Raw genomic sequence first — 16,955 nt, 5'->3', positions numbered from 1 at the left:
CCACATGCGGGGGCTGCCAGAGCTGCGCATCGAGACGGACGGCTCGCTGCTGCCCGCGGCGGACCTGCGCGCCCTCTCCTCCGTGCGCGTCCAGCAGCGGCTGGCGGTGCCCGCGCAGTGCGAGCTCGTCTTCACCGACCCGAAGGGCACCCTCGCCTCCGCGGGCCTTCCACCGGGCACGGCCCTGCGCGTGGCCGCCGCCGCGGGCACCGAGGACCTCTTCCGTGGCGAGGTGACGGCCGTGGAGTACGTCCACGCCACGGGCGGGGCGCGCGAGGTGCGCGTGCGTGCCTATGACCTGCTCCACCGCCTGCGCAAGCGCCAGCCGGTGCGCGCCCACGTGCAGGTGACGCTGGAGGACCTGGCGCGCGAGCTGGCCTCGGGCGTGGGCCTCTCCGCCCGCGCGGCGGCGCCGGGGCCGCTGTGGCGCCACCTCATCCAGCATGGCCAGACGGACCTGGACTTCCTCGTGGAGTACGCGGACCGCTGCGGCCTCTACCCCGTGCTGGACGGAGACACGCTGCGGCTGGTGACGCTGGAGGGGGAAGGAACCGTCATTCCGCTGCTCCTCGGCGAGTCGCTGCTGGAGGCCACCGTCGAGGTGAATGGCGACGCGGCCTGCCGCGAGGTCGGCGCGGAGGGCTGGGACGCGCTGCGCGCAGAGGCCCACACCGGCCGCGCGGATGCGCCCCGGGTGGGACGCGACGTGGATGCGGAGGTCTCCCCCGCGCAGGTGGGCGGCGAGCCCCTGCGCTCGCTGGTCGACGAGGCGGCCGAGGGCATTCCCCACCTCGAGGCCGTGGCCCAGGCGGAGCTGGATTACCGCAGCGCCCGGGAGGTGGTGCTCACCGCCGTGGCGGAGGGCGACGCGCGGCTCAAGCCCGGGGCCCGCGTGGACGTGCGCGGGGTGGCCGCCGCCGTGGCGGGCCGCTATGTGCTCACCGCCGTCACCCATCGCGTGGACGCGCGGCACGGCTTCGTCTCCGAGCTGTCCTCCGAGCCTCCGCCCCGCCGCGTGCGCACGCGGGGCTCGGCGGTGACGCTGGGCGTGGTCAGCCGCGTGGACGACCCGGACGGCAAGGGCCGCGTGCGCGCCACGCTGCCCGCGTACGGCGGCGTGGAGACGGACTGGATGCAGGTGCTGGCGGCGGGCGGCGGCTCCGGCAAGGGGCTGATGCTGCTGCCGGACGTGGAGGACACGGTGCTGCTGGTGCTGGGCGGCGAGGACCCGGCGCGCGGCGTGGTGGTGGGCGGCCTCTACGGAGGGGACGGCCCTCCGGACGCGGGCGTGGAGGGCGGCTCGGTGCGGCGCTACACGCTGCTGACGCCGGGCGGGCACAAGCTGAGGCTGGACGACGAGGGCCGCACGCTGCGGCTCGAGGACGGCACGGGCAGCTACCTGGAGCTGACCCCGGACCGCGTGAGGCTGCACGCCAAGGTGGCGCTGGACCTGGAGGCGCCCGGCCAGGACGTGGTCATCCGCGGGCGCTCCATCGACTTCCGGAGAGGGTGAATGCGAGTCCTGACGGTGGATGCGCTGGTGGTGTGCGCCCACGAGCTGGGCCGGGTGGGAATCATCCACTCGCAGTCCCTGGTGACGGTGGAGGGCCGGCCCGTGCTGGTGCGCGCGGACCCGGAGGGCCGTCCCATCGGTGGGTGCCCCAACATCGGCCCCACCATCAAGCCCTGCACCTCCACGCTGGCGGTGCAGAAGGGGTACTCCACCTGGGTGACGGTGGAGGGCAAGGCCGTCGTCCTCGACTCGCTGCAGGGGCTGACGGACGGCACCCCGCCCGGCACGGTGAAGTACAAGGTCAACGCCCCCGGGCAGACGCTCGTGACGGAGGCTGCATGAGCGCCCCCCGCTATCGCACCTGGCGCTTCGTGCACCCTGACTTCGAGATGCTGGAGCACTCCGGGCTGCGCCTGGCCCCCACCGGCCGCGCGGAGATGGTGGAGGAGCACGCCGCCATCCGCCAGGCGGTGCTGCTGCTGCTCACCACCACGCCCGGCGAGCGCGTCATGCGCCCGGACTACGGCTGCGAGCTGCACCGGCTGCTCTTCGCCAACAACGACGACACCACCGCCGGCCTCGCCATCCACTACGTGCGCCGCGCGCTGGAGCGCTGGGAGCCGCGCATCCAGGTGCTCCACCTGGACGCCACGCGCAGCGCGGAAGACCCCTACCGGCTGGACGTCACGCTGGAGTACCGCGTGCGCGCCACCGGCCGCTCCGAGCGGCTGGCATATCCCTTCTCGCTCGCGGGAGGCCCGTCATGACGTCGCTCCCGACTCCCCGCCTGGATGACCGTGGCTTCGCGCAGCTCGTGGAGCAGGCCCGCGCCCGTATCCTGGCCTCGTGTCCGGACTGGACGGACCTGTCACCCCACGACCCGGGCATGGTGCTGGTGGAGGTGTTCTCCCACCTGACGGAGACGATGCTGTACCGCCTCAACCGGCTGCCGGAGAAGGCGTACGTGGAGTTCCTGCGCCTGCTGGGCGTGCGCCTCCAGCCGCCCGCCGCCGCCTCCGTCCGCCTGCGCTTCACGCTGGCGCGCCCCGCCGAGCGGCCGGTGGAGATTCCGCGCAGCACGCCCGTCACCCTCGCGCGTGCCGGTGCCGGCGCGGAGCCCGTGGTCTTCCACACCGCGGACTCGGTGGCGCTGGCGCCCGGGAGCACGGAGGTGGAGGTGCTCGCCTACCACTGCGAGCAGGTGGACGCGGAGCTGGTGGGGCAGGGCACCGGCCAGCCGGGCCTCACCGTGCAGGCGAAGCGGCCGCCCATCGTCGCGCCCACGGGGGACTCGCTGGACCTGGTGGTGGGCGTGGAGGCCGACCCCGACGAGCTGGACGCGCGCGCCCCGGCCCGCCGCCACGGGGGCCGCACGTACCGCGTCTGGCGCGAGGTGGACAACTTCGCGGCGCTGGCGCCGGACGAGCCCGCCTACCTCGTGGACCGGATGACGGGGGTGATTACCTTCGCGCCCTCGGCCCGCCTGGCGAGCGAGGCGGGGGAGCTGGGCGAGCCGCGCGCGCTGGCCGCGGTGCCGGGCGCGGGCCGCGAAATCCGGCTGTGGTACCGGCGCGGCGGCGGGGCCTCGGGCAACGTGGCCGCGGGCACGCTGGAGCTGCTCAAGGCGCCGATTGCGGGCGTGAAGGTCACCAACCCCCGGCCCGCCACGGGCGGCCGCCCCGCGGAGACGCTGGAGAACGCGCTGCTGCGCGGGCCGCAGGAGCTGCACTCGCTGCGCCGGGCCGTCACCGCCGGAGACTTCGAGCTCCTGGCGCTGCGCAGCTCCGGCGCGGTGGCCCGCGCGAAGGCCGTCACCCTGGCGCAGCTGTGGGCGCACGCGCCCGCGGGCACGGTGGAGGTGCTGCTGGTGCCGCACCTGCCACCGGACGTGCAGGGCGCCGCGGGCGAGGGCATCACCGACGCCACCCTGCGCGAGCACGAGACGGAGGATGCGCGCGCCCGCATCCATGCCGAGCTGGACGTGCGCCGGCCGCTGGGCACCGCGTGTCACGTGGAGTGGGCGCGCTACAAGACGGTGCGCGTGCAGGCGCGCGTGGTGGCTCACCGCGAGGAGGACACCGCCGCGCTGCGCACGCGCCTCGTCGAGCGGCTCCACCGCACCCTCACGCCGCTACCCTCGGCGCTGCAGCCGGAGGGCTGGCGCTTCGGCCAGGCGCTGCGGGCCTCGCACGTGTACGACGCGCTGCTGGCCGAGCCGGGCGTCAGCTACCTGGACCGGGTGCGCCTCATGGTGGACGAGGTGCCGCAGGAGGTGCGCACCCTGGCCGCGGATAATTTCCAGGCGGGGACCTTCTATGCCGGCGGTGGCGAGACGCTGTTCCGCACGGTGAACGACGCGGACGGCTGGGAGAAGGCGGGCCTCTTCCCGGGTGAGGACGTGGACGCCGTGGAGGCGCACCCGCAGCGGCCGGGCTACGTCGCGGTGTCGGCGCGGCTGGCGAGTGACGCGAAGCGCTCCCGCATCCACCTGTCCTACGACTGCGGTGAGACGTGGGAGCCCTTCACGCACACGCTGGACGCGGTGGAGGACATCGCCTGGGCCGAGCGCGAGGGCGTGCCGGTGCTGCTGCTGGCCACGCGCGTGGGCCTCTTCGAGCTGGTGGCCCGCGCCGGCGCCACGCCCATTCAAGTCCTGGTGGACCCGGCCAACCAGGACCTGGGCTTCTTCGCGGTGGCGGCGACGACGGACGTGCGCGGCGCGGTGAACGTCGCGGTGGCGGCCATGGGCACGCGCGGCGTCTTCCTCTCGGCGGGCGGTGGGCGCAGCGGCACCTTCCGTCCCATCGGCCCGCGCGGCGCGGACGTGCGCGTGCTGGAGGTGCAGCGCGACGGGCCGCGGTCCTTCCTGTGGGCAGGGCTCGCCGCCGCCAGTGGCGCGGACCCCGGCAAGGGCTGCCTGTGCTGGGAGCTGATGGGGACGGCGGACCCGCCGGACGGGTGGCGGCCCTTCGACAAGGGCTGGGATGGCGGCAGCTGCCTCACCCTGGCCTTCAGCGGCTCCACCGTGTACGCGGGCAGCCACCGCGTGGGCGTGCTGTGGCTGGACTCCAGCCGCCCGGGGGTGACGTGGCGCAAGCCGGACGTGGGCTGCGGCCTGCCCCTGCGCGAGGCCGAGCGCCTCTTCCAGCCCGTGGCCGCGCTGGCCACGCCGCCCGGGGGCTCGCCGCTGCTCGCGGGCGGCCCGGATGGGGTCTTCCGCAAGGTCGTGGGCGGTGAGCGCTACGAGCCCGTGTCCACGCGCGAGTTCACCGAGAAGGTGACGCTGCCGCCCACCTGGCTCCTCTGCTCCGGCGCCCACGTGCTGGAGGTGGTGACGGACCATGCGGAGCCCTGACATCCAGCGCCTCCTCCCCGGCGTCTTCCAGCGCACCTCCCTGCCGGGCTCTCCGCTGGCCGCGCTGCTGGAGGTGATGGAGGCGCTGCACGCGCCCAGCGAGGCGGTGCTCGCGCGGCTGGAGGCGCACTTCGACCCGCGCCGCGCGCCGGACCGCTTCGTGCCCTTCCTGGCCCGCTGGGTGGGCATGGACCTGCCGGTGACGACGGGCCTGGGCCGCCTGCGCGAGCTGGTGGCCGCGGCGGTGGAGATTTCGCGGTGGCGCGGCACGGCGCGGGGCCTGCGCCTGTTCCTCACCACCGCCACCGGGCGCACGGACTTCGGGGTGGACGAGCTGGTGCCGGGGCCGGACGGCCGCCCGCGCCCCTTCCACGTGCGGGTGCGCGCGCCCGCGGAGGTGGCCAGCCACCGGCTGCTGCTGGAGCGCATCATCGAGCGGGAGAAGCCCGCCTACGTCACGTACGAGCTGCAATTCACGCAGTCCTCCAAGGGAGGGGGTTGATGCCACGCGCCTTCGACATCACCGCCGTGACGGACTCCATCCGTCTGGACGCGTCGGGCCGGGGGGAGATGGCCTTCACGGTGTCCAACGCCCTGCGCGCCGCCGTGCGCGCGCGCGTCTCGGTGGTGCCCGGCCCTGGCGCGAAGGCCGAGTGGTTCACCCTCCAGGGCGGTGAGGAGCGGGACTTCGCTCCAGACGGCACGCAGCAGCTGACCGTGCAGGTGCGCACGCCTCCGGGGACGCCGCCGGGCCGCCTCTCCTTCCACCTGCTCGTGGTGGACGTGACGGACCCGGACGAGCGCTATGCCGAGGGTCCTTCCACGGGCTTCGAGGTGGTGGCCACGCCGCCCCCGAAGAAGGCCATTCCCTGGCTGTGGCTCGCGCTGGCCGCGGGCATCGTCCTCATCCTGGGGACGGTGATTGGCATCGTCGCCTCGCGCGGCGAAGAGAGGCCGGCGCTGAACGAGCCCTGCCCGGAGGGCACCTGTGACAAGGGGCTGGCCTGCACGGCGGCGGACGGGGGCGTGTGCCTGGTGGCGGAGGGGCAGCCCTGCGACGGAGGGGCGGTGTGCCTCACCGGCTTCTGCGGCCAGAAGGGGCAGTGCGAGCTGGCGCTGGGACAGAACTGCACGAGCGACGCGAGCTGCCCGGGGCCGCTGAAGTGTGCGGCCGTGCCCGGCTCACAGCTCTGCCTGCTCAGGCCCAAGGAGGCCTGTGGGAGCGACCGCGACTGCGCCAGCTTCTTCTGCCGGCCGGACGGCCGGTGCAACCGCGACGACGGGCGCTGTGACTCCGACGAGGAGTGCCGCGCGCCCTCGCGGTGCGGCCCCACCCGGCTGTGCCAGCTCCCCGACAAGGAGCCGTGCACGACGAACGAGGTCTGCCTGTCCGGCTTCTGTGACGAGCGATGCAAGCCCGCGCCCGTGCCGGCCCGGTGTCCCGCGCCCTGCCCGGCCTTCAGCACCTGTATCTCCGGCCGGTGCGTCATCGTCAGGGACCACCGCATCAACCAGGACGTGCTGATGGGCTCACCGCAACGGCTGGAGTCCGTCAAGGAGCTGCAGCTCGAACAGAACCTCGAGTTCCAGAGACGGATTCCCTAGGCGGCACCGCGAGCCATGCCCGAGCTGAAGCCCATCCACGCCGTGCTCATCCTCGCCATCATCGCGATTGTCGCGCTGTACGTGCTCGGCGTGGGGTTCGGCGCCACCAGTGAGCCGCCGGACCGGGTGAAGCCCATGGAGACGGCGCAGCAGCTGCGGGCGCGCTTCCTCAAGCCCCGCCCGGTGACGGCGAAAGAGCTGGCCACGAATTGCATCTTCTCGAATGGCGTCCTCACGGTGCAGCGCGGCGCCTCGTGCCAGGTGGACGTGAAGGCGTCCGACACGCGGGTGCGCTCCCTGGAGCTCGCCTTCCCGTCCGGGACTGTCGTGAAGGTGGAGGTCGAGCCCCGCGCGAAGCGCTCGGTGCCGGCCACCTTCGACCCGCTCAAGGAATCCCGGAAGCTGGACGTCACCGAGGAGGGCGCCGACCTCGAGGTGACGTGCCTGATGAGCACGCAGACCCAGGCGTGCGCGCTGCGGCTGCTGCCCCAGGAGTCCTGAGGCAGCAGCCTGCTCACGGCCACTCCAGCGCTGCCCGTGACGCCCGCTACTGGCAGGCGAGCCCTGGCAGGCCCCGGTACGCGCCCTGCGCCGTCCAGCGCGTGTAGGGCGTGCCGCAGGGCCCCGCGTACGGGTCATCCGTGCCGTAGCCGGGGACCCAGTACTCGAAGTGCAGGTGCGGCCCCGTGGAGGCGCCGGACGAGCCCACCCGCGCAATCCAGTTGCCGCAGGAGAGGGTGGTGCCGCGCGCGAACTGCTGCGTATAGGCCTTCAGGTGCCAGTACCAGGTCTGGGTGTTATCCGGGTGCCGCATGATGATGTAGTTGGCCGTGTAGAGGCCGCAGGCGGCGTACGGGTTGGCCTGGTTCCAGTAGTTGCACCGGTCGAAGTACCCATCCACCGCGGCCTCGACGTAGCCCCGGGCGGCGTTCATGGCCCAGACGCCGTAGTCCATCTTGCTGAACCCGCCCACCAGGGCGTAGTCCGTGCCCGTGTGGCCGCTGTAGCGCACGCCGCCACAGGCGTAGTCCCGGCCGCCGTAGTCCTTGTACGCGCTCACGGTGCAGCCACCGTTGCCGCACTGGTCCGCGAGCTGCGAGACGGGGGAGCGGAACATCGTCTGCGCCGGGGACACCGCCGGGAGGGCCAGCATCGCGAAGGCCAGCGTCACCGTGAGCTGCTGCATCGTCGCGCGCATCACTTCCCACCTCCCAGGTCCGGCGCGGCCTCGCCCGTGCGCACGTTGAGCTTCCAGAACTCGCCGCCGCCCGCGTTGTAGCGGAGCACGTCGTCACCCACCCACTCCATGTGGTGGCTGGAGACGGGCGGGGGCACGAAGCCCTTGGGCGGGCCTCCGAACAACATCCAGTTCTCCAGCCCCACGTTGGTGAGCTGCCTGGGCGCCGCGCCGTCCACGTCCGTCACGTAGAACGAGGCCACGCTGGTGCGGCCGGACACGAAGACCACCGTGCGGCCATCCGGGGAGATGCTGGGCGTCGCATCCACGCCGGGCCCATCCGCCAGGATTCTCACGCGGCCCTTCAGGTCGATGATGCCCACGGACGTCTCGTGCGCGCGGTCCTCCGCCATCTTCAGCGTGGCCACCAGCGCGTCGCCCTTCGCCGTCGGGAACAGGTCTCCCCCGACGCCCTCGGCCAGCAGCCGCTCGCGGCCGTTGGGCTCGCGCAGCCGCAGCCGGCCTTCACCGTCCAGCAGCGCCACGTCCGGCCCCACCGAGCGGGCCTCGCGGTACTTGAACTCCCGGTCCACCACACGCACCGCGCCCGTCGCCTCGTCGTACTGGACGATGGCCAGCAGCGGCAGCTCGTCCGTGCCGAGCGCCTCCGCGGGAATCTCGGCGACGACACCCGCCAGCATTCCCTTTCCCTGGCCGAAGAGGTGGACGAACCGGGCCTTGGGCCCGAACTCCTTCGCAACGGCGGGAACCAGGCTCCCTCGCGCCTTGGAGATACGGCGCAGGTCCGACGGGTTCATCCGCTCCGTCGCCGTCGCGCTCGAGGCTACAAGCGACAGCGCTGCGATGGTCAGAATGGATTTTTTCATGGGCTCCAGGGGCAGGGGGATTCCACGGTGCGTTGTGGAGCCTGGATTTTCTTGGAGCCTGTGAATGAGTTGCTTCGAAACCTGAGAATCCTGTCTTGGTGGAAATTTACCCTAAACGTGTTTCCCAGCTCGGGACTGCCATTTCGGAAATGAAAAAGTCACCAGCAGGCGATACCCGCCCACTGGTGACTCGAATCAGCTCACGCCTGGTTACTCAGCCAGGATGATGCCGCTGCAAGCGCGAGACGGACCGCCACGAACCTTGGTCTTGATCTTCATGGTGACTCTCCTCGTGAGGGATGCGTTGGCACCAGGGCAGCGGCTGGAATCCTTCCATCCGTGCCTGGAGTGAATCATTGAAAGGCAGACAGTCGCTTCGCGTCAGAGCCGGGCCGTACCGAAGCCGGCACCGGACCTCGACTCGAGCCCGTCTCAGGCCTCCAGGATGACGCCGCTGCTGCAGCCGCGAGCCGGACCGCCACGAACCTTGGTCTTGATCTTCATGATGTCACTCCTCGTGAGAGATACGTGGGCACCAGATGGCGCATGCGAACAACCCCATACGCACCTGGAGCCAATGCTTAAAGAGCAGGCAGACACTTCGAGTCAAGCCGTGAAGCAGCATTTGACGTTGTTTCCGGGGCTCCCAGGTTGTGACGCAAGATGGCAAAGACAGACGTGTTACGTCATGCCGCTGCCACACGCTTGAGGCGCAGCACCTTGATGATGGACACCAGGGCGCCGACGAGCAGCAGCACGGCCCAGACGAGGCCGAGGATGGAGACGATGATGGCGCCTACCGCGTCGGTGATGCTCACGAGGATGCCCGGCACCAATCCGTGGAGGAAGGACACCACGGCGTTGGCCAGCAGCGACGTGAGGTAGAGCAGCACCAGCCCCTTGTTCTGCAGGAAACGCTGGTGTGCGAGGACGAGGCACACGCCCGCCACCAGCTTGAAGGTCATCAGCAGTCCCAGCGTGCCGGCCGCGCCGCCCCGGTTGAAGAAGCCCCACAGCGCCAGGTAGACGATGGTGCCGAAGGGCACGGAGGCGACCAGCGTCACCATGGTGAGCAGCAGGCCGATGGCCGCCAGCAGCAGGGCGATGCCGGTCATCAGCGCGACGATGGCGCCAATCAGCGTGGCCAGGCCCTGCACGCGCCCGTGCACGCGCTCGGGGATGAGGAGGCTGGCGCCCATCAGGCCCAGCGTGAGCAGCAGCAGCGCGTCCACCAGCGCCAGGTAGGGGATGCCCAGGCCCGGCGAGGGCGGGTTCTCCTTCTGCGTCTTGAGCACGTCGTCCATCTTCACGCCCTCGCCCTCGCACAGGGACGCATGCAGGGGCCGGCAGTCCTCGGGAAGGCCCGGGGGCGCCTGTGTGCAGGGCTTCGCGCCCTTCAGCGCCGAGCAGTCCGGAGGCCGCTGCGGCAGGAGCACCGGCGAGCCGACCTCCACGAGCACGCAGAGCGCCAGCAGCACCAGCGCCGCGATGAAGAATGGCTTGCGCAAGCGGTCCATGGCGCGTCCCCCCGGTGCGCGCGTCGACGCCACGCGCGCGGCCAGGATAGCCACGGCGCACGCGGGTGCCGGGACGAGACGTCACCGGCTGTCCGGGGGCGCACGGCGACTGCTCCCGGAGGGCAGGACTCCGCCTGTATGCTGCGCGAGGAATGTCCGAACGCACACGACCCAGGGGGGGCGGCCCGGTGGAGGGCCAGTCGACTCTGGAGGATTTGCGCCGGCAGCTGGAAGGGCGGCTCGAGCTGCTCGAGGCGATGCTCCCGCGCTACCGGTCGCTGTCCGACGCGCTGAAGGGACGCCGCTGGCAGCGCAGGCTCCGGGAGCGGGCGTCGTTCGTGGAGGAGGTGCTGGCGCGCGACGCCGCCTGCCTGGAGGCGATGGAGCGCGCGACGCGGCGCGCGGAGCTGGAGTCGTGGCCGAAGGACTCCCCCGTGCTGAAGACCGTGCAGCAGGTGCGCAAGTGCCGCGAGGTGCTGGAGGCCCGGGTGCACGAGCGGCTGGCCTCCCTGACAGTCGTGTCCGGCGCCGCCTCACTGGAGCTGGAGCTGCGCCAGCTGGAGGCGCTCGTCCGCACGCCGGTGTCCTTCGCGCTGGAGCCGGGGGAGTCCTTCTCCCAGCTGGTGGGGTACTCGGGAAGGACGCTGCAGACGCTGCTGGGCATCGCCGTTCCCCTGGTCGCCGTGGGCCTGCCCATCGCGCTGCTGGTGAGCACCTTGACGCTGGGCCTCACGCTGGGACTGGCGGGTCCGCTGTTCCTGGGCTTGATGCTGGCGGTGGTGGGACTGGTGGCGGCGCTGGTCGGCCTGCGTCCCGGTGCCCTCTGGCTCACTCCCGCGCGGCTGGTGTGGCTGCCGTCCTCGGGCGAGCCCGTCGCCGTGCGCCTGGACGCCCTTCCCGAAGGCGGCGTGCGCTTCGTGCGTGGCCGCCGAGGACTCCGGGTGGAGGGAGACCGGTCCGTCCACCTGCCCTGGCTCGGGTGGAAGCGAGCGGCGCGGCTGCGCGTATGGCTGGAGATGCTCCGCCACCCGAAGCTGCGGGAGCGGAGCGCGCTCGTGGCGGAGCCGGTGGAGTGGGTGTGCTTCCCGGCACTCCACCGCCGCGAAGACGGGACGTGGTTCGAGGGCCAAGCCGTGCTGTCGCGGCGCATGCTCTACTTCCTCCCGGGTCCGGAGGCAGGCGCGGCGCTGTTGCGGTCGGCCACGGGGAAGGAGCTCGACTCGCGGGTCTCCCTCCCGTGGGTGCTGGACATGCTGCGCTGGCAGCCCGAGTCCGACGTCGACGTGTACCTCCTGCGCGCGGTGAAGGCCTCGCGCGGCGCGGCCTGGCCCGCGGGGCTGGCACGGCTTTCCCAGGAGACCTTCCTGGCGCACGAGCTCCATATCTCCTACGGACGCGAGGTCCTCACCGGCAGGGTGGGGTGGGGTGACGTGGCCGCGGCCGAGCGCATCCTCGCCTCGTGGCGCTGATTCATGCCGCGGAAGAGTCCTGCGGCATCCCGGGAGGTTCCAGGCGCTCCCGGAGCCAGGGCATGCAGGAACGTGGCGAGCGCCATGGCCTCCAGCGCGCTGCGTGCCACGGAGTCTGGCAGGCGTCTGCCGAGAGCAGTGTCCTCGTCCCGGCAGGGCCGCATCGAAGAACGCGACGGGGTCTGGCGTGCATCGAGCGCTCGAACGCCGCGTCATCGTGAGCTGCTGCCAGGGCCTCTCCAGCCGTCAGGGCTTCGGACCGCGCCGTTCCCGCGCCTGCAGGTGAAGCACTCAACACGCGCAGCCCTGGGTCTTCACCTGCGGTAGTGGCCGGAGTACCGCCCTCCACCATGGCGTGGGGGCGCTCCGTTTCCTCGGGTGGAGCGCCTGGCGGATGCGCCGCCGCGTCATCAGCCATTGCCGCCGTCGCGTCACAGTCGGACGCATCATCCGAGGCCTTCTCGCCTTCTGGAGGCAGATTCGCCTTCGCGCCAGCATCCATTGTCGCCGCTGGTTCGCTGTCGGGTGTTTCTTCCGAGGCCTCACTTCCGTCTGGAGGCGGCATCCCGCCGGGGCCTCGGGGCGTTGACTCTTCCCTCGGGCCCAGCGCCCGCCAGAGCGCCTCCGCCGACGCGAGCACGTCCTCCTCCGTCACTGCGCCTTCCCACCTCGCCGCCACCCGCCCCAGCTCCGCCAGCGCGCCCCACACCAGGCACGTCCTCGCCATCGCGGAACCGGGCTGCAGTACTCCATCGCGCTCGCCCTGGCTGACAACCTCCCGGACCAGGTCTCGCACCCGCCCGCGTCGCTCGTCGTCAGGCCCCTGCTCAGGACGGGCGTGCAGGAAGACGAAGCTGAAGACTCCAGGCATCCGCAACGCGTAGTGGGCCAGCAGCCGCCACAGGGCGAAGAAGCCCTCGCGGAAGCCCGCGCCCTCGTCCGTGCTGGCCATTTGAAACTCGTAGCGCGCATACCGGAACAGCTCGTCGTCGGAGAAGTCCCGAATGGCCAGCGCGCAGCCGCGCTTGCTGCCATAGCGCCGGCACAGCGAGCCCACCGACATGCGCATCACCCGCGCCAGCTCCGCGGCCGGGGTGTTGTCGTAGCCCCGCTGCGCCATCACCGCCGCCGCCTCCTCCATCCGCGTGGCCACGAACTGCTGGTACAGCTCCATCATCTGCCCACCCCCTGCCGGACCGACCCGCCCGTGGAAGGAACGTTCCTTCCGCCAGCACCTTCCTACCGGGTGGGGCTGACATCCCGACGGCTGACGACCAGGCAGGTCCGCTCAGGCCCACGGCTCGCGAGAGGCCGGAACGCCCGCGAGGGTTCAGCCAATGCGGGCTCCCTCCAGGTCTTGAGCCAGTCTTCCCGGGAGCCTGCTCATGGAATGTCTCGGACGGCCCGAGGCGTGCGGCGCTGGCACGGCATGGCCGCACGGGGGCTGCCCTTCTCGCGCTGGGGGTTGGAAGAACACTCATTCCACGAGGGCGCGCTCCCGCCACCCTGTCAGGCAGGAGTCATCCGCGTCTTGGATGGGTCGCCCGGCGACAGTGCCCGCTACGGCAGCGCGAAGCGGTACAGCGTGGTGGTGCCGCTCACCTCGTTGCCCACGACGAGCAGCGGGTGGCCGCCGGGGCTCTGGTCGGCGGGGATGAACAGCAGCCCCTCCGGGCCCAGGTCTCCTACCGCGCCGTCACCCAGCACGCTGTCCTCCGCGTCGGCGACACTGAAGTCGCGGTTGTTGAGGTACTGGACGAAGCGTGCGTGCCGCGGGTCCGTCACCTCGTAGACCATGATGCCGCCGATGCGCTCCAGGCCGATGAAGGCGAAGGTGCGCTCGCCCAGCTTCCCCACCGTCACGCCCTCGGGCTCCGGGCCCTTGTCGTCGCTGCGCCCGTCGAAGTTGTTCTCGGTGTTGTTGGCGTTGAAGTTCGCCGGGTATGCGGCGGCGGTGAGCTGCTCGAACTCGTCCCCGCTGTCGAAGACGAGGGTGCCGCTGGTGCTCCAGATGGAGAAGGAGCGCCCGCCGAAGGCGCGCAGCTGCTCGTAGGCACCGTCCCGGTCCAGGTCCCCGCCCGCTCGGGTGACATTGAGCCGGCCGAGCACCGCCACGTCCTTCAGACTGTCGGTCAGTGGCGCCTCCAGCGTCAGCGCGCCGGCGCGCACCACCTCGTTGCCGCCGCTGTACTCGCGGATGTCTCCCTCGTTGGCGGTGACGAGGTACGTCTGCCCTGCCACGGTGAAGGGAGCGATGGCGTCCGGCTGGTACATGCCGGCCACCGGCCAGCTGCTGATGGCGGAGCGGCCTCGCGTGCCGGTGGGAATCACCGCGTCGCGGTCGCTCGGGTCCAGGCCGTGGCCCAGGAAGGAGTAGTGCTTGAGGCCCAGCGGCAGCAGCTGCGTCACCGTGGCCGTGGCCAGGTCCATCACCGCCACGAGGTTGGCCTCCTGGCACGTCACCCATGCCGTCTTCGAGTCCGGCGACACGGCGATGTACTCCGGCTCCAGGTCCTTCGCGACGCTTGGCGCCGCGCCGAACAGCGTCAGGTGCGCGCCCAGCGCGAGCAGCCGGGACTGCAGACCGTTGAAGGCGGTGAAGCCCGCGGTGGCCACCGCCGGCTGTCCCGGGCCGACGCCCGCCGCGAGGTCGATGATGCTGATGCTCCCCTCCGGGTCGTTCGTATAGGTGTCGTTCGGCTCGCCCTCGTTGGCGACCAGCACGTAGCGGCCGTCCGGCGAGAAGGTGAGCATGTCCGGCAGCGCGCCCACCTGCACGGCGTTGACGAACGCGCCGCTGAGGGCGTCATAGAAGGCCACCGCGCCGGGGGCCTGCTTGTCGGAGGACTCCACGGCGATGGCCACGGTGTTGCCGTGCACCGTGACACTGTTGGCCGCGCCTGCGACGAAGCCCGGGAGCAGCGTGGGCAGGTCCGTGCGCAGGTTGAAGGCGAACGTGGAGGACGTCACCTTCGCCGGTGCCGCCGGATTCGTGACGTCCAGCACGTCCAGCGTGCCCGCCAGGGCATTCACCACGAACAGGCGCCGCGAGGGCGCGTGGTACGCGACAATCTCCGCCGCGCCCTCGTCGAAGGCCCGGCTGCGGTACGTGCCCAGCACCGTCAGCTTCGGGTCCGGAGGAATCGCGGGCTCACCGCGCGGCCCCTGCTCGCCACGAGGGCCCTGCTCGCCCGCGGGTCCCTGCTCCCCCTGCGGTCCCTGCTCGCCTGTGGGCCCCTGCTCGCCTGTGGGCCCCTGCTCCCCGCGAGGACCCTGCTCGCCTGTGGGCCCCTGCTCCCCGCGAGGACCCTGCTCACCCTGCTCACCCTGCTCGCCAGCGGGGCCCCGCTCGCCCCGAGGCCCCTGGGCTCCCGCCGGGCCGGTGGGCCCCGCCGGGCCCTGCTCACCCTGGCAGCCGGTGCCCAGCGCGGCCGAGGCCATCCAGGCCATCAGCGTGCCGGTGCGCAAGGACGTCTTGAAAGTGTTCCGTGGCTTCATCGCGGCTGTCCCCTCCAAAGGTGGTTCGGGGACGGCGGCGTAGCAGGCGCGAGCGGAGCTGCTGCAACGAGGCCGTCACGGGCGCGTGAAGTCGTGACGGCCGGGCCTTCAGTCCATGAGGATGAGCTCCACGAGCAGGTCCTCGTCGGCGTCTTCCTGAACGGCCGCGTCGGCGTCGTCCACGTCGTAGCCGCGGACCGACAGTCCCGTGGGCACCGCCTGTCCCAGACACGGCACCATCCGGGGCGAGGCGCCCACGCCGTCGCCGTCCTCGTCCGGGTAGAGCACGGCCCAGCGGAAGCGGGTGGTGTCCGTGTCGTCGCAGTCGTTGCCCGCCGCCACCGTCCGGTAGGGCGCCGGCAGCGCGGCGCCGGTACACACCGTGCCGGACTCGGGCCGGGTGTGGCCGTCCGTGTCGCGGTCCACGTGGAAGTAGGAGCGCACCTGCCAGCGGGTGGCGTCCTGGGGCTCGCAGTCCGTGCCGGTGGTCGACCAGGGCGCGCGCACCGCGCCGTCCGTGCACCGCAGCGTCACGGTCCCCGCACCCACTCCGTCCCCATCCGTATCCTCATACGCCTGGAGGTACGTGTGCAGGGTGGGGGTGGAGTCGTCACAGTCCACGCCGTTGGGCGTGGTGGCGTAACCGGCCGGGAGCGCCGCGCCCGAGCACACGCTGCCCGCCTGGGCCACGGTGAAGGTGTCCCCGTCCACGTCCCGGTGCGCATAGGGCAGGGTCTGCCAGAGGGTGGCGTCCGACACGGCGCAGTCCGTGCCGGTGAGGGCATAGCCCGTGGGGCGCTCGGTGTCCGCGCACAGCGTCTCCTGGTCCCCCGCGCCCACGCCGTCCCCGTCCGAGTCCGGGTACACGCTCCAGCTCACCAGGACGTCCGGGTTCCCGTCGTCGCAGTCGTTGCCGAGCGGCCAGGAGGAGTAGCCCGAGGGGCGCGCCGCGCCAGCGCACAGCACGCCGCGCTCCGGAATGGTGGCGCCGTCTCCATCCCCGTCCCGGTGCTCGTACGAGTGCCACTGCCAGCGCGCGGGCGACTCGGCGTCGCAGTCCTCGTCCTCCCAGGCGAAGCCCGGGTCTGGCGCCGCGCCCACGCAGCGAGCCACCGCCGCGCCGACGCCGAAGCCATCCCCATCCTCGTCCGCGTAGACGTCACGCATCACCCACCGCGCGCGGTCCGCGTCGTCGCAGTCGAGGCCGCTCGCCAGCGTGGTGTAGCCGGCCGGCAGCGTGGTGACGCACAGCGTGCCCCGCTCGTGGACGGTGTGCCCGTCCGCGTCCGCGTCCCGGTACGTGTAGGCCAGGGGCACCGCGCGGCGGAAGTCGTCGGGCGCGCAGTCGCCCTCGAGCGCGGCATAGCCAGGCGGAGGCCGTGCGCCCGCGCAGTAGGGCACGCTCGCGCCGCTGCCCCGGCCATCCCCGTCCGAGTCGAGCCACGCCAGCGTGGACTGCTGGAGGCGCGCATCCGAGTCGTCGCAGTCCGGCGGGCCGGGCTGGGCGTGGTAGTCCACCAGCGTGTCGCCCACGCAGCCCGTCACGGGCCCTGGTGCCGTCGCGCCGTCCCCGTCCAGGTCGGCGTAGAGCCCCTCTACCTGGCGCCACCGCGTGGCGCTGGAGTCATCGCAGTCACCGCCGACCGCCACCCAGTCAGCGGGCAGCGCCTCCCCGGAGCACAGGGGCCGCGCGCTGCCGGCGCCCACGCCGTCGCCGTCACCGTCACGGAAGCCGGGCAGGTTCCGCCAGCGCTCCGCGGTGTGCGGCGCGCAGTCCACGGCATCCGCCACGCCGTCCCGGTCCGAGTCCACGCCCGCATCCGTGCCGTCACTCCCGCCGCACGCGGCCTGCAGTCCCACCAGGGCCAGCGCCAATGCCAGCCAGCTGCTTCGCATCGTGCCCATGAGAGGAATCCGTTTCCCCGCCCGCCGTG

At 72.2% G+C, this 16,955-nt stretch carries 14 protein-coding genes; 8 read left to right on the top strand and 6 right to left on the bottom strand.

The features are described from left to right. The first annotated feature begins 4 nt into the window (after positions 1-4). From LXT23_RS30730 to LXT23_RS30700, 7 genes are read left to right on the top strand one after another with little or no spacing between them, the layout of a single operon-like run. On the top strand, positions 5-1,513 hold the full coding sequence (locus LXT23_RS30730; RefSeq protein WP_253984020.1) for a phage baseplate assembly protein V: 1,509 nt from the start codon (positions 5-7) through the stop codon (positions 1,511-1,513). Next, a complete protein-coding gene (locus tag LXT23_RS30725) occupies positions 1,514-1,855 on the top strand; it encodes a hypothetical protein (RefSeq protein WP_253983904.1) in 342 nt (113 codons plus the stop codon). Beyond that, complete coding sequence (locus LXT23_RS30720) at positions 1,852-2,280, top strand: GPW/gp25 family protein (RefSeq protein WP_253983903.1); 429 nt, start codon at positions 1,852-1,854, stop codon at positions 2,278-2,280. Before LXT23_RS30725 ends, LXT23_RS30720 begins: the two co-directional genes overlap by 4 nt. Next, a complete protein-coding gene (locus LXT23_RS30715) occupies positions 2,277-4,868 on the top strand; it encodes a putative baseplate assembly protein (RefSeq protein WP_253983902.1) in 2,592 nt (863 codons plus the stop codon). The genes LXT23_RS30720 and LXT23_RS30715 overlap by 4 nt, the downstream gene beginning before the upstream one ends. Next, positions 4,855-5,370 (top strand): phage tail protein, encoded by a 516-nt coding sequence (locus LXT23_RS30710; protein ID WP_253983901.1) that lies wholly within the window; start codon positions 4,855-4,857, stop codon positions 5,368-5,370. Before LXT23_RS30715 ends, LXT23_RS30710 begins: the two co-directional genes overlap by 14 nt. Beyond that, complete coding sequence (locus LXT23_RS30705) at positions 5,370-6,473, top strand: COG1470 family protein (RefSeq protein ID WP_253983900.1); 1,104 nt, start codon at positions 5,370-5,372, stop codon at positions 6,471-6,473. Before LXT23_RS30710 ends, LXT23_RS30705 begins: the two co-directional genes overlap by 1 nt. Before the next feature lie 15 nt (positions 6,474-6,488). After that, positions 6,489-6,974 carry a hypothetical protein gene (locus tag LXT23_RS30700; protein ID WP_253983899.1) on the top strand — a complete coding sequence of 162 codons (486 nt, stop codon included), beginning with the start codon at positions 6,489-6,491 and terminating at the stop codon, positions 6,972-6,974. 46 nt (positions 6,975-7,020) lie between these two features. On the opposite strand, the gene LXT23_RS30695 is transcribed toward LXT23_RS30700, so the two are convergent. From LXT23_RS30695 to LXT23_RS30685, 3 genes are all read right to left on the bottom strand, one after another. Continuing rightward, positions 7,021-7,671, bottom strand: coding sequence for a M23 family metallopeptidase (locus tag LXT23_RS30695; RefSeq protein WP_253983898.1), 651 nt, complete (start codon positions 7,669-7,671; stop codon positions 7,021-7,023). Continuing rightward, positions 7,671-8,537 (bottom strand): TolB family protein, encoded by an 867-nt coding sequence (locus LXT23_RS30690; RefSeq protein ID WP_253983897.1) that lies wholly within the window; start codon positions 8,535-8,537, stop codon positions 7,671-7,673. The genes LXT23_RS30695 and LXT23_RS30690 overlap by 1 nt, the downstream gene beginning before the upstream one ends. 686 nt (positions 8,538-9,223) lie before the next feature. Continuing rightward, positions 9,224-10,054, bottom strand: a complete 831-nt coding sequence (locus LXT23_RS30685) for a hypothetical protein (RefSeq protein ID WP_253983896.1) — start codon at positions 10,052-10,054, stop codon at positions 9,224-9,226. Positions 10,055-10,206: 152 nt separating this feature from the next. Here LXT23_RS30685 and LXT23_RS30680 point away from each other — a divergent pair, with 152 nt between their 5' ends. Next, positions 10,207-11,523 (top strand): hypothetical protein, encoded by a 1,317-nt coding sequence (locus LXT23_RS30680; RefSeq protein ID WP_253983895.1) that lies wholly within the window; start codon positions 10,207-10,209, stop codon positions 11,521-11,523. A 1-nt stretch (position 11,524) separates the two neighbouring features. Here LXT23_RS30680 and LXT23_RS30675 read toward each other — a convergent pair whose 3' ends face one another. From LXT23_RS30675 to LXT23_RS30660, 3 genes are all read right to left on the bottom strand, one after another. Further along, positions 11,525-12,700, bottom strand: coding sequence for a TetR/AcrR family transcriptional regulator (locus LXT23_RS30675; RefSeq protein ID WP_253983894.1), 1,176 nt, complete (start codon positions 12,698-12,700; stop codon positions 11,525-11,527). Positions 12,701-13,083: 383 nt separating this feature from the next. Continuing rightward, positions 13,084-15,021, bottom strand: a complete 1,938-nt coding sequence (locus tag LXT23_RS30670; protein ID WP_267146722.1) for a choice-of-anchor I family protein — start codon at positions 15,019-15,021, stop codon at positions 13,084-13,086. A 108-nt stretch (positions 15,022-15,129) separates the two neighbouring features. Then, positions 15,130-16,926, bottom strand: a complete 1,797-nt coding sequence (locus LXT23_RS30660; protein ID WP_253983893.1) for a hypothetical protein — start codon at positions 16,924-16,926, stop codon at positions 15,130-15,132. Positions 16,927-16,955: the final 29 nt, after the last annotated feature.

The sequence above is a fragment of the Pyxidicoccus xibeiensis genome, assembly GCF_024198175.1.
GTDB lineage: Bacteria > Myxococcota > Myxococcia > Myxococcales > Myxococcaceae > Myxococcus > Myxococcus xibeiensis.
Note: the sequence above shows the minus strand (reverse complement) of the source record. Positions and strands in the feature narration are given on the sequence as shown.